The sequence below is a fragment of the Streptomyces sp. NBC_00536 genome, assembly GCF_036346295.1.
GTDB lineage: Bacteria > Actinomycetota > Actinomycetes > Streptomycetales > Streptomycetaceae > Streptomyces.
Genome location: NZ_CP107819.1, coordinates 2,247,657 through 2,263,039, shown reverse-complemented (window position 1 = coordinate 2,263,039; position 15,383 = coordinate 2,247,657). Strand labels below are relative to the sequence as shown.

General features: G+C 73.7%; 13 protein-coding genes. 5 read left to right on the top strand and 8 right to left on the bottom strand.

The annotated features are described in order from the left end of the window. Window positions 1-52 precede the first annotated feature (52 nt). Window positions 53-967 (top strand): methylenetetrahydrofolate reductase [NAD(P)H], encoded by a 915-nt coding sequence (gene metF / locus OHS33_RS09780; RefSeq protein WP_330329990.1) that lies wholly within the window; start codon window positions 53-55, stop codon window positions 965-967. A gap of 41 nt (window positions 968-1,008) precedes the next feature. Continuing rightward, window positions 1,009-1,950 carry a hypothetical protein gene (locus OHS33_RS09775; protein WP_330329989.1) on the top strand — a complete coding sequence of 314 codons (942 nt, stop codon included), beginning with the start codon at window positions 1,009-1,011 and terminating at the stop codon, window positions 1,948-1,950. A 19-nt stretch (window positions 1,951-1,969) separates the two neighbouring features. On the opposite strand, the gene OHS33_RS09770 is transcribed toward OHS33_RS09775, so the two are convergent. The 5 genes from OHS33_RS09770 to OHS33_RS09750 all read right to left on the bottom strand — a co-directional run bounded on the left by OHS33_RS09770 (window position 1,970) and on the right by OHS33_RS09750 (window position 6,169). Continuing rightward, window positions 1,970-3,394 carry a phytoene desaturase family protein gene (locus OHS33_RS09770; RefSeq protein ID WP_330329988.1) on the bottom strand — a complete coding sequence of 475 codons (1,425 nt, stop codon included), beginning with the start codon at window positions 3,392-3,394 and terminating at the stop codon, window positions 1,970-1,972. 18 nt (window positions 3,395-3,412) lie between these two features. Continuing rightward, the gene (locus OHS33_RS09765; protein WP_330329987.1) at window positions 3,413-4,030 is read right to left on the bottom strand and encodes a DUF4126 domain-containing protein; all 618 of its coding nucleotides are present in this window, start codon (window positions 4,028-4,030) and stop codon (window positions 3,413-3,415) included. Between the two features lie 151 nt (window positions 4,031-4,181). After that, window positions 4,182-4,583 carry a DUF3040 domain-containing protein gene (locus OHS33_RS09760; protein WP_330329986.1) on the bottom strand — a complete coding sequence of 134 codons (402 nt, stop codon included), beginning with the start codon at window positions 4,581-4,583 and terminating at the stop codon, window positions 4,182-4,184. A gap of 251 nt (window positions 4,584-4,834) precedes the next feature. Beyond that, window positions 4,835-5,593 carry a class I SAM-dependent methyltransferase gene (locus OHS33_RS09755; RefSeq protein ID WP_330329985.1) on the bottom strand — a complete coding sequence of 253 codons (759 nt, stop codon included), beginning with the start codon at window positions 5,591-5,593 and terminating at the stop codon, window positions 4,835-4,837. A gap of 111 nt (window positions 5,594-5,704) precedes the next feature. After that, window positions 5,705-6,169, bottom strand: a complete 465-nt coding sequence (locus OHS33_RS09750; protein WP_330329984.1) for an SAV_6107 family HEPN domain-containing protein — start codon at window positions 6,167-6,169, stop codon at window positions 5,705-5,707. 228 nt (window positions 6,170-6,397) lie between these two features. Between OHS33_RS09750 and OHS33_RS09745 the strand changes: the two genes are divergently transcribed. Genes OHS33_RS09745 through OHS33_RS09735 form a run of 3 tightly spaced genes read left to right on the top strand, consistent with a single transcriptional unit; the run spans window position 6,398 to window position 10,003 of the window. Then, window positions 6,398-7,291, top strand: coding sequence for an ATP-binding cassette domain-containing protein (locus OHS33_RS09745; RefSeq protein ID WP_330329983.1), 894 nt, complete (start codon window positions 6,398-6,400; stop codon window positions 7,289-7,291). After that, window positions 7,263-9,347: a YhgE/Pip domain-containing protein gene (locus tag OHS33_RS09740; RefSeq protein ID WP_330329982.1), complete on the top strand. Its 2,085-nt coding sequence runs from the start codon at window positions 7,263-7,265 to the stop codon at window positions 9,345-9,347. Before OHS33_RS09745 ends, OHS33_RS09740 begins: the two co-directional genes overlap by 29 nt. Window positions 9,348-9,376: 29 nt before the next feature. Next, the gene (locus OHS33_RS09735) at window positions 9,377-10,003 is read left to right on the top strand and encodes a TetR/AcrR family transcriptional regulator (protein ID WP_330329981.1); all 627 of its coding nucleotides are present in this window, start codon (window positions 9,377-9,379) and stop codon (window positions 10,001-10,003) included. A 588-nt stretch (window positions 10,004-10,591) separates the two neighbouring features. Here OHS33_RS09735 and OHS33_RS09730 read toward each other — a convergent pair. Genes OHS33_RS09730 through OHS33_RS09720 form a run of 3 tightly spaced genes read right to left on the bottom strand, consistent with a single transcriptional unit; the run spans window position 10,592 to window position 15,344 of the window. Beyond that, window positions 10,592-12,985 (bottom strand): transglutaminase family protein, encoded by a 2,394-nt coding sequence (locus OHS33_RS09730; protein WP_330329980.1) that lies wholly within the window; start codon window positions 12,983-12,985, stop codon window positions 10,592-10,594. Next, entirely contained in the window at window positions 12,982-14,334 is a 1,353-nt protein-coding gene (locus tag OHS33_RS09725; RefSeq protein WP_330329979.1) for a DUF58 domain-containing protein, read from the bottom strand. The genes OHS33_RS09730 and OHS33_RS09725 overlap by 4 nt, the downstream gene beginning before the upstream one ends. Further along, window positions 14,334-15,344 (bottom strand): AAA family ATPase, encoded by a 1,011-nt coding sequence (locus tag OHS33_RS09720; RefSeq protein WP_330329978.1) that lies wholly within the window; start codon window positions 15,342-15,344, stop codon window positions 14,334-14,336. The genes OHS33_RS09725 and OHS33_RS09720 overlap by 1 nt, the downstream gene beginning before the upstream one ends. Window positions 15,345-15,383 lie beyond the last annotated feature (39 nt).

The window sequence follows — 15,383 nt, the reverse complement described above, 5'->3', positions numbered from 1 at the left end:
CAATCCATGGACAACACTTCGGTCAGCGGGAGGCCGCGTCTAACCTGCGCCTATGGCCCTTGGTACCGCTTCCACCCGCCCGGACCGCGCTCGCACCGTCCGCGACATCCTCGCGTCCGGCAAGGCGTCGTACTCCTTCGAGTTCTACGCGCCCCGGACCGAGCAGGGTGAGCGCAGCCTCTGGAACGCCCTGCGCCGGATCGAGGCCGTCGCGCCGAGCTTCGTCTCCGTGACCTACGGAGCGGGCGGTTCCACCCGCGGCGGCACGGTCAAGGCCACCGAGCGGATCGCCGCCGACACCACCCTCACCCCGGTCGCGCACCTCACGGCCGTCGACCACTCGGTCGCCGAGCTGCGCAACGTGCTGGGCCAGTACGCCGACGCCGGGATCCGGAACATGCTCGCGCTGCGCGGCGACCCGCCCGGCGACCCGCTGGGCGAGTGGATCGAGCACCCCGAGGGCGTGCTCTACGCCGCGGACCTGGTCCGGCTGATCAAGGAGTCCGGCGACTTCTGCGTCGGCGTCGCGGCCTTCCCCGAGATGCACCCGCGCTCCCTCGACTGGGACACGGACATCCGGCACTTCGTGGACAAGTGCCGTGCGGGCGCCGACTATGCGATCACACAGATGTTCTTCGATCCGGAGAACTACCTGCGGCTGCGCGACCGGGTCGAGAAGGCGGGCTGCGAGACCCCGATCATCCCTGAAGTCATGCCTGTTGTGAATGTGAAGACCCTGGACCGGTTGCCGGAACTGAGCAACGCAGTCTTCCCCGCGGAGTTGAAAGAGCGCATGCTCGCCGTCAAGGACGATCGCGCCGCTGTACGCTCCATGGGCATCGAGTTCGCCACGGAGTTCTGCGCGAGGCTGCTGTCCGAGGGTGTCCCGGGACTGCACTTCATCACGCACAACTCCACGGCGACACTGGAGATCTACGAGAACCTGGGCCTGCATCAGCGGGCCTGAACGGCCGTACCCGTGGGCGGCCTACCCGAGAGGGGCCATGCATGGGAATGACGGTCCTCTACATCGCGTTCGGCTTCGTCGCGCTGTGGCTGCTTGCCGAGGTACTGCTCCAGTACAAGGCCAGGCTGCGCTGGAGGCTGCTCGCCTTCACCGGCTTCGTGGGCGTGGTCGTCGGCGTGGTGCTGCCGTCGGTGCTGGTCATCGCGGCCGGCGCGGCCGCCTTCGCGGTCGGCCAGGCCCTGGTGACGCTGTCCTTCCGCAAGGGCTTCGTGGCCGGCTGGGCGCTGCGCCGGGGCGGGGCGCCCGTACGGACCGCCTCCAAGCGGCGCCGGGGGGCGGGCGGCGCACAGCGCGAGCCCGCGCTCCGGGTGAGCGGGCTGGAGTACGGCTCCGAGGACGCGGCCGAGGCCGCGGCCGGTCCGCACGGTGGCGCGGACACCGCCACGGACCATGACCAGGTCGGCGGCGCGCAGCGGGACCCCGCGGGTCCGGCAGCGGACGAGATGGCGCCGTACGGCTCCGAGCAGGCCCAGCCGACCCAGGCCTTCGCCTCCCCGTTCGGGGCGGCCGAGCAGGACGGCCACCAGTACGCGGCCTACTACGACCCGCAGTTCCCCCAGGCGCAGCCCCAGGGTGACGGGTACGACTACCACACCGGCTATGCGGTGCCGGGGGAGCAGCAGGTGTACGCGGCCTACTCCGACCCCTACATCGGCACGGGCGGCACCGCCCAGCCCGCGTCGTACGGGGACTACGCGGCCTACGCCGACCCGTACGCCGCGCAGCACCAGGCGGCGCAGCAGCAGTACTCCATGGACACCCCGCCCGGCGGCGTGTGGGTACCGCAGCAGCGCTACACGGACCAGGACGCCCAGCAGCCCCCGCAGCAGCCCCAGCCGCAGCCGGGCGACCCGGCGAACCCGCAGCAGCCCTACCCGTACCCCTATCAGGGCACGGGGGACTACGAGCCGTACCGCTACTGAGGCCTCAGGCGCCCGCGGCCTACTGGGAGCCGCGGAAGCCGGCCCCCTCCACGATCAGGCCCGCCACCAGGGCCCCCGTCATCCCGGCGTGCGCCAGTCCGCCGCCGGGGTGGGCCCAGCCGCCCGCCAGGTACAGGCCCGGCAGGGCGGTCGCGTTCGCGGGATAGAGCAGCCGCCCGCCGCCGCCCGCCAGGGCGGGCGGCGGAACCGCGCCGTCCACCGCGCCCGTGTCCCGCGCGATGTCCGCCGGGGTGCGCGCCTCCTGCCACAGCAGCCGCTCCCGCAGCCCCGGAACCGCCCGCTCGGCCGCCGCCAGCAGCTCCCCCTCCCGGGCCCCGTCGGTCCCGCACACGGCGCTCACGGTGACCGCCTCGTGCTCCGCGTCGGGGCGGGTGGCCGGGTCGTCGGGGCGCAGCACCGTGACGGGCCCGGCCCCGGGGGAGTGCACCACGGTGCGGTGGACGGTGGCCTCGGGACGCGGGCCGCGCAGCGCGAGGAAGAGGGTGGTGCGGCTCAGCGCCCCGGTGCGCGGGGGCACCGCGTCCGCGGGCCAGGGCAGGGCGCCCGGCAGCAGCGGGACGAGCAGGCTCCGGGGATCGGCCCCGCAGACCACCGCGTCGGCCTCGGCCCGGGTCCCGTCGTCCAGCAGCACCCCGGCCGCCCGGCCGTCCCGCTCCAGCACCTCCCGTACGGGGGCGCCGAAACAGAACTCCACCTTCCGCTCCCGGCAGCGCTCGTACACGGCGGTGGCCAGCTCGCGCAGGCCGCCGCGGACGTACCAGCTGCCGAAGGTCTGCTCCATGTACGGGAGCGCCACGGCGGCGGCGGGGGCGGTGCGCGGGTCGATCCCGTGCCCGAGCACCATGGCCTCCAGCAGGGCCGCCAGCGGCCCGCCCAGCTCCCGCCCGGCCATCTCGGCCAGGGTCGGCGGGCGGCGGCGCAGCAGGCCGCTGCCGCGCAGCGTGGGGTAGGGGTCGCGGCCCAGCACCTGCCAGTCGGGCCACAGGGGCTCCTCCAGCAGGGGGCGGCGGGTGGCGTTCCAGGCGTCGCGGGCCCGGCCGAGCACCCCGTTCCAGCGGTCCCCGGAGCCCGCGCCGAAGGCCTCGTCGAGGACGGCGGCGACGCCGCCGCGCGAGGCATTGGGCAGGGTGACCTCGGCGCCGTCGGCCATCAGGTGGCGGGCCGCCGGATCCACCTGGGTCAGCTCGGCGCACTCCTCCAGGGGGCGCTTGCCGGTCTTGACGAAGAGGTCGCGGTAGACGGCGGGCAGGTGCAGCAGACCCGGTCCGGTGTCGAAGGCGAAACCGTCGCGCTCGAAGCGCCCCACGGCTCCGCCGTAGGTCGCCGAGCGCTCGTACACCGTCACCCGGTGGCCCGCCACCGCCAGCCGGGCGGCCGTCGCCATCGCGCCCATCCCGGCGCCGATCACCGCAATTCGTGCCATGGGCCCGACCCTACCGAGTCACCCCGGCGGCCCCGTCGCCGAGGCCTGGGCCAGGCGCTTCTCCTCGCGGCGCTGGGCGCGGCGGCGCAGGAAGCGGCGGATCCGGGTCCACAGGTAGAGCAGCAGGGCCAGCCCGATCAGCAGCAGCACCCCCGCGATGACGGCGGCGGCCTGCGGATTGAACATGGCGAAGGTGACGATCCCGCCGACCCCGAGGTCCTCGGCCGTGCTCATCGCGATGTTCGTGAAGGGCTCGGGGGAGGTGTTGATCGCCATCCGGGTGCCGGCCTTGACGAAATGGCTGGCCAGCGCGGTGGAACCGCCGACGGCCCCGGCGGTGATGTCGGACAGCGAACCGCTCTGCCCGGCCAGCAGTGCCCCGATGACGGCCCCGGAGACGGGCCGGATGACGGTGTGCACGGTGTCCCAGAGCGAGTCCACGTACGGGATCTTGTCGGCGACGGCCTCGCAGAGGAACAGGATGCCCGCGACCACGAGGACGTCGGTGCGCTGGAGCGAAGCGGGCACCTCGTCGGTGAGCCCGGTCGCGCCGAAGATGCCGAGCAGCAGGACCACGGCGTACGCGTTGATCCCGCTGGCCCAGCCGCTGGTGAAGACCAGGGGGAGGACACTCACCCGGTCATCATGCAGCACGCCCGCCGGTCAGGCGGGCAAACCCGCAGGGCGGGGCGCAGGGCGGGCGGCAAGGGGCGGGCGCGACGGCGGGACGAGTGAGGGGACGGACATCGGCCGATGTCCGTCCCCTCACCACAGGTCCTGCGGGGGCCTACTGCCCCTGCTCGTCGCGGCGGCGCTGCCAGCGCTGCTCGATCCGGTTCATCATGGTCCGGCGCTGCCGGCTCTGGCCGTGGCCCGCGGCACCGGCACGGCCGGTCACGGACTGCTCGCCAGGTTTGGGTGCTTTGCGCCATCCGGTGACCGCGAGAACCGCACAGCCCAGCATGACGAGGAATCCCACCACACTGACCCAGATCAGGTTCTGCGCGACCATTCCGGTCATGAGGAGCGCGATACCCACCAGAAAGCCTGCGACCGCCTGGTAGACCCGTCGCCGGGTGTACGTACGCAGCCCGCTTCCCTCAAGCGCTGTCGCGAACTTGGGATCTTCGGCGTACAGCGCTCGCTCCATCTGCTCGAGCATTCGCTGCTCGTGCTCCGAGAGCGGCACGGGAGTCCTCCTCATCCGTCGGTCGCGCGGGGTAGCGACCGGGGGTCCCCTCCAGGATAGGCAGGGAATCGCCCCCGTGAAACCCGCCCCTCTACGCCATTTCGCCAAACCGTACCGTCGTAAGGCCGGTCGTTGAGGCGCTTATTCCCCAATGGCCCGTCCACCATGCCCGCCGGTGTCCCCCGATCATACGGGGCCGACCGGCTGAACGGGGTGTCCGCACGCTACTCCGTTCACGACAGCGTCGCAGTTCAGACCCGCTTCTCGCCCAGGACGTGCAGCTGCGTGGCGACCGCGTGGAAGGCGGGCAGCTCGGCCGCCGCCTCCTCCAGGCGCAGCAGTGCTTCGACGGCCCCCGGCTCGGTGTCCACCAGGACTCCGGGCACGAGATCGGCGAAGATCCGCACCCCGTGCACGGAGCCGACTTCGAGGCCCGCTCCACCGACCAGCTCGGCGAGCTGCTCGGCGGTGAACCGGCGCGGCACCGGGTCCCCGGCGCCCCAGCGGCCCGCGGGGTCCGTCAGGGCCGTCCGGGCCTCGGTGAAGTGCCCGGCCAGCGCGCGGGCCAGGACGGCTCCGCCCAGACCGGCGCCGAGCAGGCTGAGGATGCCGCCGGGGCGCAGCGCGGCGACCGCGTTGGCCACGCCCTCGGCCGGGTCGTCGACGTACTCCAGCACGCCGTGGCACAGCACCACGTCATAGGCCTCGCGGTCGACGACGTCGAGCAGGCCCTGGGCGTCGCCCTGGACCCCGCGCACCAGATCGGCGACCCCCTCTTCGGCGACCCGGCGCTCCAGCCCGAACAGCGCGTTCGGGCTGGGGTCGACGACGGTCACGCGGTGGCCGAGCCGGGCCACCGGGACGGCGAACTTGCCGGTGCCGCCGCCGGTGTCCAGTACGTCGAGGACGTCCCGCCCGGTCGCCTTGACCCGGCGCTCCAGCGCGTCCTTGAGGACCTCCCACACCACAGCGGTGCGAAGGGAGGCGCGGGGGCGGGAAGTGTCCGACACGGCTGATGACTCCTCGGCACGGAACGGGTGAGCGGTCAGTGCCCCACCCTATTGCCTCCGTAGCGCGTTGCCCTCGCCGGTCGGCCGGGTCATCCCCGCCGGTGCGGTGACCTAGGGACGGTCCGGCCGGGGTGCGGGCAGGGTCGGCTGGAGCGCCAGCATCCGGTCCACCAGGCGCAGGAACATCGCCGTGGCACGCACCAGGTCGTCCGCGTCGCGGTTGCTCGCCGCGTCCGCTATGCCCGCCTCGGCCCGGGCCCGGCGGGCGGCGCCCGAGGCGAAGAGGGCGCTCCACTCGGTCAGTTCCGGGGCGACCTGGGGGAGCACCTCCCAGGCGCTGCGTATCCGGGGCCGACGGCGCGGGTGCACGGGCTCGGGCCGTCCGCGCGCGGCGAGCACGGCCGCGGCGGCGCGCAGGGCGGCGAGGTGGGCGGTGGCGTACCGCTCATTGGCCCGCGGCAGCAGGGCCGCCTCCGCGAGCCCGCGCCGGGCCTTGTCGAGCAGCTCGACGGCGGCCGGAGGGGCAGCCGACTTGCGCGGGACGGGGTGGACAGGGGACGGGGACGGTGTGGCCATGACGAACCTCCTGTCGTTGCGTGGAGCGTTGCGTGGTGCGTGGTGCGTGGTGCGTGTCCGTGTGCGTGGTGCTTGGTTCTGCTCCCCATCGTGAAGGCACCCACTGACAATCGCTCTGACCAGCAGTTTTCCTACCAACACGTGCATAACGCCCCCCGGGTGTGCGGTCGGTGGGGCGATGCTGCTAGTTTTTGAACTGACCAGTCAGTTCAAAAAGAGGGGGGCGGTGTGGACAGCCCGCACGGAGCGGCCGTCACGGCCGGGAACTTCGGACTCAAGGGCCCGCGCGGCTGGGTCTTCCGAGGGGTGTCGCTCGACGCCCCGGCCGGATCGCTGATCGCCGTCGAGGGGCCCTCCGGCAGCGGCCGGACCTGCCTGCTCCTGGCGCTCACCGGCCGGATGAAGCCCACCGAGGGAACCGCCGAGGTCGCCCGCCACCAGCTGCCGAAGAAGATGGCCGCGGTCCGCCGCATCACCGCCCTCGGCCCGGTCCCCGGGGTCACCGACCTCGACCCCGCGCTCACCGTGGCCGAGCAGCTGCGCGAAGGCGCCCTGCTCCAGCGCCGCTACGACGGCCCGGTCCGCGCCCTGCTGCGCCCCCGCGCCCAGCGCACCTCGGGCACCGAGGCCCGGATCGAGGCCGCCCTGGCCGCGGTCGGGCTCCGCCTGGACACCCTGCCCAAGGGTCCGCGCACCTCCGTCCGCGACCTGGAACGGCTGGAGGCCCTGCGCCTCTCCGTGGCCATCGCCCTGCTCGGCGGCCCCCGGCTGCTCGCGGTCGACGACACCGACCTCAAGCTCTCCGCCGCCGAACGGGCCGAGGCCTGGACGCTGCTGCGGCACATCGCCGACTCCGGCACCACGGTCCTCGCGGTGTGCAGCGAGGCGCCCGCCGACGCGGTGGTCCTGCGCACGGGCCCCGCCGCCCGCACCCAGGCCCCCGGCGCGGAAGCGGAACCGGCGCCGGTGGCGGAACCGGAACCGGAACCGGAAGCCAGGAACACCGAAGCCAAGAACACCGAAGCCGAAGCCGACACCGACACCGACAGCGGCACCGAAGCCGAAGACGGCACCGACACGAAGGGAGCGGCGGATGCGCTCGCCGAAGCTCGCCGCGCTTGAGCTGAAGCGGTTCGGCCGGGGGAAGCTGCCCGCCGCCGCGCTCGTGGCCCTCCTCCTGCTCCCGCTGCTCTACGGCGCGCTCTACCTCTGCTCGTTCTGGGACCCGTACAGCCGCCTCGACAAGATCCCGGTCGCGCTCGTCAACGCCGACAAGGGCGCCGACGCGGCGGGCAAGCACATCGCCGCGGGCGACCAGATCAGCAAGAAGCTGCGCGACAGCAAGACCTTCCAGTGGCACGAGGTGGACGCCGACGAGGCGGCCAAGGGCCTGGAGAAGGGGAAGTACTACCTCTCCCTCACCATGCCCGCCGACTTCAGCCAGAAGATCGCCTCCAGCTCCGGTGAGGACCCCACCACCAGCGCGCTGCAGGTCCGCACCAACGACGCGAACAACTACATCGTCGGGTCGATCTCGCGCACCGTCTTCGCCGAGGTCCGTTCCGCCGCGTCCACCAATGCCTCCCGCGGTTTCCTCGACAAGATCTTCGTCTCCTTCTCCGACCTGCACGACAAGACGGCCGAGGCCGCCGACGGCGCCCAGAAGCTCAAGGACGGCGCCGGCAAGGCCAAGCAGGGCGCCCAGGACCTCGCCGACGGTCTCGACACCGCCAAGGAGAAGACCGGCGAGCTGGCGGGAGGGATCAAGAAGCTCGACACCGCCGCCGGACAGCTGGAGAGCGGTACGAAGGACATCGCGTCCGGCACCCAGACCCTCGCGGACAAGGTGCACGGCGCCGCCGACACGGCGCGCCCGCTGATCAAGGACCCCAAGACGCTCTCGGACACGGCCGTACTGGTCGCCGACACCGCGCAGACGGTCAACAAGCACCTCGACACCTTCACCAAGAAGGCGCCGGACGCCCTGCGCGTCAGCCAGCGGGTCTCCACCGGCGCGGCCTCCGTCTACGAGGACATGTGCACCAAGGCCACCGGCCCGCAGCCCGCCTCCTGCCCCACGCTCAAGCGGGTCAAGGACGACGCGGCCGAGGCCGTCGGGCTGACCTCCGACGTCAACACCCTGGTCAAGGATTCGAGCGGTGACCTCGGCAAGCTCAAGGGCCAGCTGTCCACCCTGGAGACGCAGGCCCGTGACCTCGCCGCGAAGGCCCCGGCGCTCTCTTCCGACCTCGACGCGGCCGTGGCCAAGGTCGACGCCCTGAACGGCGGGGCCCACAAGGTCGCCAAGGGCATGGCCCAGCTGCACACCGGCCTCGGCACCGCCGCCACCGGCTCCTCCGGCCTGGAGAGCGGCGTCGGCAAGCTCGGCGACGGCGCCCACAGCCTCGACGGCGGCATGTTCAAGCTGGTCGACGGCACGGGCGACCTCGCCACCGGCCTGCACGACGGCGTGAGCAAGATCCCCGACTACGACCAGCCGCAGCGCGACGCCCGCACCGAGGTCATGGCCGACCCGGTCAAGCTCGCCAACCAGTCCCTGCACAAGGCGCCCAACTACGGCACCGGTTTCGCCCCGTACTTCATCCCGCTCTCCCTCTGGGTCGGCGCGATGGTCGCGTACATGCTGATCGCCCCGCTCAACAAGCGGGCGCTGGCCGCGGGCGCCTCGCCCTGGCGGATCGCCCTCGCGGGCTGGCTGCCGGTGGCCGGGCTCGGCATCCTGCAGGTGGGCGCGCTGATGTCCGTACTGCACTGGGGACTCGGCCTGGAGATGGCCCGGCCGGCCCTCACCATCGGTTTCCTCGCCGTCGTCACCGGCTGCTTCGCGGCGATGGTGCAGTGGCTGAACGCCAAGTTCGGGGCGGCCGGGCGGATCCTCGTCCTCGTCGTCCTGATGCTCCAGCTGACCTCGGCGGGCGGCACCTACCCCGTCCAGACCAGCCCCGGGTTCTTCAACTGGATCCACCCCTACCTGCCGATGTCCTACGTCGTCGAGGGCCTGCGCCGCCTCATCACCGGCGGCGACCTCACCCCGGTGTGGACGGGCCTCGGCGTCCTGGCCGCCTTCACCGCGGGCGCCCTCGCCCTCACCGCGCTCGCGGCCCGCGGCAAGCAGGTGTGGTCGATGTCCCGGCTGCACCCCGACCTGAGCCTTTAGGGGGCAGGGGACCTGTGAGAATCAGCGCCATGGACAGCAGCAGCACCGGTACCGGCACGGGCCGACGCCAGGCCACGCGGCAGAAGCTCTACGAAGCGGCCGTCACGCTCATCGCCGAACAGGGTTTCTCCGCGACCACGGTCGACGAGATCGCCGAACGGGCGGGAGTCGCGAAGGGCACCGTCTACTACAACTTCGCGAGCAAGACCGACCTCTTCGAGGAGCTGCTGCGGCACGGCGTGGGGCTGCTGACCGTCTCCCTGCGGACCGCCGCCGAGGAGACCGAAGCGCGCGGCGGCACCCGGGTCGAGGCGCTCGACCAGATGATTCGGGCCGGGCTCGTCTTCATCGACCGCTACCCGGCCTTCACCCAGCTCTACGTCGCCGAACTCTGGCGCACCAACCGGGCCTGGCAGTCCACCCTCATGGTGGTCCGCCGGGAGGCGGTGGCCGTGGTCGAGACCGTGCTGCGGGAAGGGGTCGAGCGGGGGGAACTCAGCGAGGAGATCGATGTGCCGCTGACGGCGGCCGCGCTCGTGGGGATGGTGCTGGTGGCCGCGCTGGACTGGCAGTCGTTCCAGAGCGAGCGGTCGATCGACGACGTGCACTCGGCGCTGTCGCTGCTGCTGCGGGGGCGGGTGAGCGGGTCCCGGTGACCCCGTCGGTGACCCGGTCGGCGGTGTCCGTGGGCCGGACCGGCCGCGTAGAACTGAGTATCCGTACCTAGGCGTGGAAATGAGTACGCGCACGGATGGGCCCCCACCTGCGGTGACAGCAGAATGGGGGACGACGGACGGGCCCTCGGCCCGCACCGCGGACACGGGGCCGCGGAGCGGGCCGGGCATCCCGCGCCGCCGAGTGCGGGGCGGGGGGCCCAGCAGTCGGAACGGAACGCCGGTGGGGTGGGCTCGGGGGGATCGAGCCGGACCGCACCGGCGTTCCGCGTTTCCCCGCCCTGGCCCCGGCCCTGGCGGGCCGCCGCCTCCGGCGGGTCCTCAATCGCCGGACGGGCTTGATGCGGGCATGTTCAGCCTGCCCGGCGTTTGAGGGCCCCCGCTGGAGGCGTCGACGGGGGACGGGGTTCCGGGTTGCTCAGCCCCTGCCGGGTGCGTGTTGCCTCCGGCGGGTCCTCAAACGCCGGACGGGCTGGATGTGGCCGGGGTCGGCTGTCGGCTCGGCATCCCGCCTGCCCGGGCACATTTAGCCCGCCCGGCGATTGAGGGCGGACCCCCCCCGCCAGGGGGCTAGCCGCGGCGGGGGATGAGGCGGTGGGTGAGGGTGGTGGCGCGCTGGGTCAGGGTGGACCAGCGGGCCGCGGCCGTCCAGCGGACGCGGGCCGCCGAGCGGGGGGCCAGCAGGGCCCGTAGGCGGGTCGGGCGGGAGGCCGTCGAGAGGAGGGCGGCGCGCGCCGCCAGGACGTCCGGGGAGAGGGCGGGCGCGGCGGGCGTCGCGGACGGGGGCGCGTACAGGGCGCGTTCCACCGCCCCCGCGACCCGCCGCACGGCCTCGGCGGGATCCCCTTCCAGACGGCCCCGCGCCACGATCCGTGCCGCCGCCGCCCGCGGCGACAGCGCCTCGTCGGGGGTGATGCCGACGTCCCACGCCGCGTCCCCCAGCTCCCGCCAGGCCTCCAGCGGATCCCCGGAGCGCAGCCGCCGGGAACGAACCCGGCGCCGCCACAGGAGCGGGACGAGGGGGAGGAGGGCCACAGCGACCGCCGGCGCGGTCCAGGCGAGGATCGCGCCGACCGGGACGCCGCCGCTCCCGCCGCCCGCGCTCGCCGCCGCGGCCCCGCATTCGCCGAGCCGCCGCTGCTCCTGCGGGCAGTCCTGGGACTGGGAGGGGGCGGGGGCCGGATCGGTGGCCGAGGCCGAGGGGAGCACCGGGGCCGAGGCGGACGGCTGCGCGACCGGGGTGTCCGGCCGGGTGTACGAGGGCGCCGAGCCCCGCTGCGGGGTCGGTTCGAAGCGGGTCCAGCCCACGCCCTCGAAGTACAGCTCGGGCCAGGCGTGCGCGTCCCGCATGGTCACGACCACGCTGCCGTCGCCCTGCTTGGTGCCCGGCGCGAAGCCGACGGCGACCCGGGCCGGGATCCCGAGCGAGCGGGCCATCGTCGCCATCGAGAAGGAGAAGTGGATGCAGAAGCCCCGCTTGTCCGCGAGGAACTTCGCGATGGCCTGCGAGCCGCTGCCCGAGGCGACCTTGGTGTCGTAGGTGAAGCCGCCGTTGACGGCGAAGTAGTCCTGGAGCTTGACCGCCTTCGCGTAGTCGCCCCGCGTGCCCTGGGTGACCTTGCGGGCCGTGTCCGCGACCACCGACGGCAGGTTGTCCGGCAGCCGGGTGTTCTCGCCGAGGACCTCGGGCGCGGCGGGCGGGGCCGCCGCGAGCTGGTCGGCCGTGGGCCGCAGCTCGACGCTGCGCACGGTGTACTGCGCGCCCTGGGCGTTCTGGTACTTGTCCTTGCCCAGCTGCTCGCCGACCAGGGTCCGCCCGACCGGCTCGAACCGCCAGCGCCCGCGGACGTCCACGGTGGTCGCCGGATAGGGCATCGGCAGGTAGCGCTGGGCGTAGGTGCCCGACGCCGAGATGCTGGTGCGGATCTCGGCGGAGCCCGCCAGGAGGTCCCGGCTCAGCCCGGGCGGGTTCGGCAGCCGCTGCGGGACGTCGCTCAGCGGGCGCGCGGAGGCCTCCCACTTGACCCCGTCGAACTGGTCGAGGGAGAGGATCCGCAGGTACTGGTCGGAGAGTTCCTTGCTGTCCGTGCGGTACTTCAGCACCTCGCGGTTGTCCTGCGTGTTGAGGCTGTCCTGGAGGGCCACCAGCGGGTTGACCGCCTGCGCGACCCCGGTGCCCAGGCCCCCGCCGCCGCCGGAGCCGCCCTGGGAGTCCAGCAGTCCGCTGCTGAGCGCGGGCAGGGCCGCCGGGACCGCGAGGGCGAGCCCGAGGGCGACCGCGCCGATCCGCCGGCCGGTGCGGACGGGGGCCAGCGGACGGCTTCCGGCGCTCAGGCCCGTACGCGCCGGGCGCCCGCCCGGGGCCGCGCCGCCGAAGACCCGGCCCCACTGGGTGAGGCGGTCCCGGCTCTCGGCCAGGAGCAGCAGCAGGTAGCCGCAGCCGGACAGGACGAACCACAGCCAGGACGCGCCCCCGCCGCCGCCCAGTCCGGCGGCCACCGAGTACAGCGCGAGCAGCGGCAGCCCGGCCGCCGCGGCGGCCCGTACGGTCACCGCCAGCATGTCCACGAGCAGCCCGATCAGCAGCACCCCGGAGATCAGCAGCAGCCGGATGCCGTCGGTCAGCGGCGCGGGCATCGCGAACTCGCCGACGTCCCGCATCCCCTGCCCGTACAGCCCGCCGAAGTCCGTCACCAGGTACGACAGCGGCCCCGAGCCCGTGGAGGCGCCCTTTCCGGCGAAGAGCAGCATGAGCAGGAGCAGCGTCACCACCAGCTGCGCGGCCACCGTCAGCGGGCGCGCCAGCGGTATCCGCCGGGCGCCGGCGCCGACCGCGCTCTGTACGGCGGCCAGCGCCGCCGCCTGCACGATCCAGGTCGCCGGATGCACCAGGGGCAGCAGGGCGCCCGAGGTGAGCAGGGTCGCCAGCAGCGCGAAGAGGGTCAGTCTCGCCCGGCCGCTCATGGCCTGCCTCCGGAGGTGTTCACAGCATGGTCCTGGCCCTGGCCGGCGCCCGCCTGCCGCCACAGATCGGCGAAGGAGGTCCCGGGCGGTACGGCGACCGCGGTCCAGCCCGCGTCGCGCAGCTGCCGCAGCCGCTCGGCCAGCGCGGACGGCGGCCCGCTCGGGACCACCGCCGGGTCGGCCCAGGCGTCGGTGTCCACCACGAAGGCGACCGCCCCGCCGGACCGGCCGCGCATCTTCGCGGCCATCGAGGTCTGTACGTCGTCCAGCTCGCCGAAGAAGGCGACGAGCAGCCCGTCGTGGCCGCCGCGCACCGCGTCGTGGGCCCGGGAGAGCCCGGCCCCGTCGGAGTGCCCGACGATCGCGAGGGTGTCCATCATCAGCCCGGCCGCCTCGGCGGACTCCTGGCCGCCGGAGGAGAAGCCGCCCGCGCCCTCGCTGGGCACCGAGTTCCCGGTGTCGGTCAGCAGCCGGACGGAGAAGCCCCGCTCCAGCAGGTGGACCAGGGTGGAGGCGGCGCCGGAGACGGCCCATTCGAAGGCCGAGTCGGGCCCCGCGCCCTCGTAGGCGAGGCGCCGGGTGTCCAGGAGCACGGTCGCCCGGCTGCGCTGCGGCTGTTCCTCGCGGCGCACCATCAGTTCGCCGTAGCGGGCGGTGGAGCGCCAGTGGACGCGGCGCAGGTCGTCGCCCTGCCGGTAGCCGCGCGGGATCACGTCGTCGTCCCCGGCGAGGGCGAGCGCGCGCAGGCTGCCGTCGCCGTAGCCGGAGGACTCCCCGGCCAGGCGCACGGGCGGCAGCGGTTCGGTGCGGGGGATCACGGTGAGGGTGTCGTAGGTGCTGAACGAGCGGGTCAGCTCGACCAGCCCGAAGGGGTCGGCCAGGCGCAGCTGGAGCGGGCCGAGCGGGTAGCGCCCGCGCAGGTCGGAGCGGACCCGGTAGGACACCTCGCGGCGGCCGCCCGGCTCCACCCGGTCCAGCACGAAGCGGGGCCGGGGCCCGAGCACGTAGGGCACCCGGTCCTGGAGCATCAGCAGGCCGGTGGGCAGCCGCGAGACGTTGTCCATCCGCAGCTGTACGCGGGCCTCGGCGCCCGCGGGCACCCGCATCGGGGTCAGCCGACGGCTGCCGGAGACCCGGTAGCGGGTCCGGTGGAGGGCGTAGACGCAGATCAGCGGCAGGACGGTGAGCAGCAGTCCGACGCGCAGCAGCTCGGCCTGGCCCAGCACGTAGGCGCAGAGGGCGGCGGCGACCCCCGCGGCCAGGAAGGACCGGCCGCGGGTGGTGAGACCGGAGAGCGCCGCGCGCACTCCGGCGCCCTCGCCGGCACCGCCAGGGGTACCGGCGCTCATCAGAAGCTCCGGACGCCCGCGCCGGGCGGCTGCTCGCCGCGGGCGCCGGCGGCCGGGACCGGGGTGCGCTGGAGGATCTCGGCGATCACCTGTTCGGAGGTCCGGCGGCTGAGCTGGGCCTGCGCGGTGGGCAGCAGCCGGTGCGCGAGCACCGGGGCGGCCAGGGCCTGGACGTCGTCGGGCAGGACGTAGTCGCGCCCGGACAGCGCGGCGGAGGCCTTGACGGCGCGCAGCAGGTGCAGGGTGGCCCGGGGCGAGGCGCCGAGGCGCAGCTCCGGGTGGCTGCGGGTGGCCGAGACGAGGTCCACGATGTAGCGCCGGACGGGCTGGGCGACGTACACCTCGCGGACGGCCTCGATCAGCTTGAGGATGTCGTGCGCGTGGGCGACGGCGGTGAGGTCGTCGAGCGGGGAGAGCCCGCCGTGGACGTCGAGCATCTCCAGCTCGGCCTCGGGGCTGGGGTAGCCGACGGAGACGCGGGCCATGAAGCGGTCGCGCTGGGCCTCGGGGAGGGGGTAGGTGCCCTCCATCTCCACCGGGTTCTGGGTGGCGACGACCATGAACGGCGAGGGCAGCCGGTAGGTCTGCCCGTCGCTGGTGACCTGGCGTTCCTCCATGGACTCCAGCAGGGCCGACTGCGTCTTGGGCGAGGCGCGGTTGATCTCGTCGCCGATGACGATCTGCGCGAAGATCGCGCCGGGCTTGAACTCGAACTCGTGGCGCTGCTGGTCGTAGATGCTCACGCCAGTGATGTCGGAGGGCAGCAGGTCCGGGGTGAACTGGATCCGCTGCACCGAGCAGTCGATGGACTTGGCGAGGGTCTTGGCGAGCATGGTCTTGCCGACGCCGGGCACGTCCTCGATGAGGAGGTGCCCCTCCGCGAGCAGGACGGTCAGCGCGAGGCGGACGACCTCGGGCTTGCCCTCGATCACGCTCTCGACCGAACGGCGGATGCGTTCCGCCGTCGTCGTCAGATCAGCGAGGTTCGCTCGGTCGTCATACGTGGTCACCTGGTTCTCCTGGCCCTTTTTCCCGGGCCGACGCCCATT

Coding starts and splice junctions, on each gene's coding strand:
- OHS33_RS09750 (WP_330329984.1), bottom strand. CDS start 6,169: ATGGCCACACCGTCCCCGTCCCCTGTCCACCCCGTCCCGCGCAAGTCG.
- OHS33_RS09735 (WP_330329981.1), top strand. CDS start 9,377: ATGGACAGCAGCAGCACCGGTACCGGCACGGGCCGACGCCAGGCCACG.
- OHS33_RS09730 (WP_330329980.1), bottom strand. CDS start 12,985: ATGAGCGGCCGGGCGAGACTGACCCTCTTCGCGCTGCTGGCGACCCTG.
- OHS33_RS09740 (WP_330329982.1), top strand. CDS start 7,263: ATGCGCTCGCCGAAGCTCGCCGCGCTTGAGCTGAAGCGGTTCGGCCGG.
- OHS33_RS09770 (WP_330329988.1), bottom strand. CDS start 3,394: ATGGCACGAATTGCGGTGATCGGCGCCGGGATGGGCGCGATGGCGACG.
- OHS33_RS09775 (WP_330329989.1), top strand. CDS start 1,009: ATGGGAATGACGGTCCTCTACATCGCGTTCGGCTTCGTCGCGCTGTGG.
- metF (WP_330329990.1), top strand. CDS start 53: ATGGCCCTTGGTACCGCTTCCACCCGCCCGGACCGCGCTCGCACCGTC.
- OHS33_RS09725 (WP_330329979.1), bottom strand. CDS start 14,334: ATGAGCGCCGGTACCCCTGGCGGTGCCGGCGAGGGCGCCGGAGTGCGC.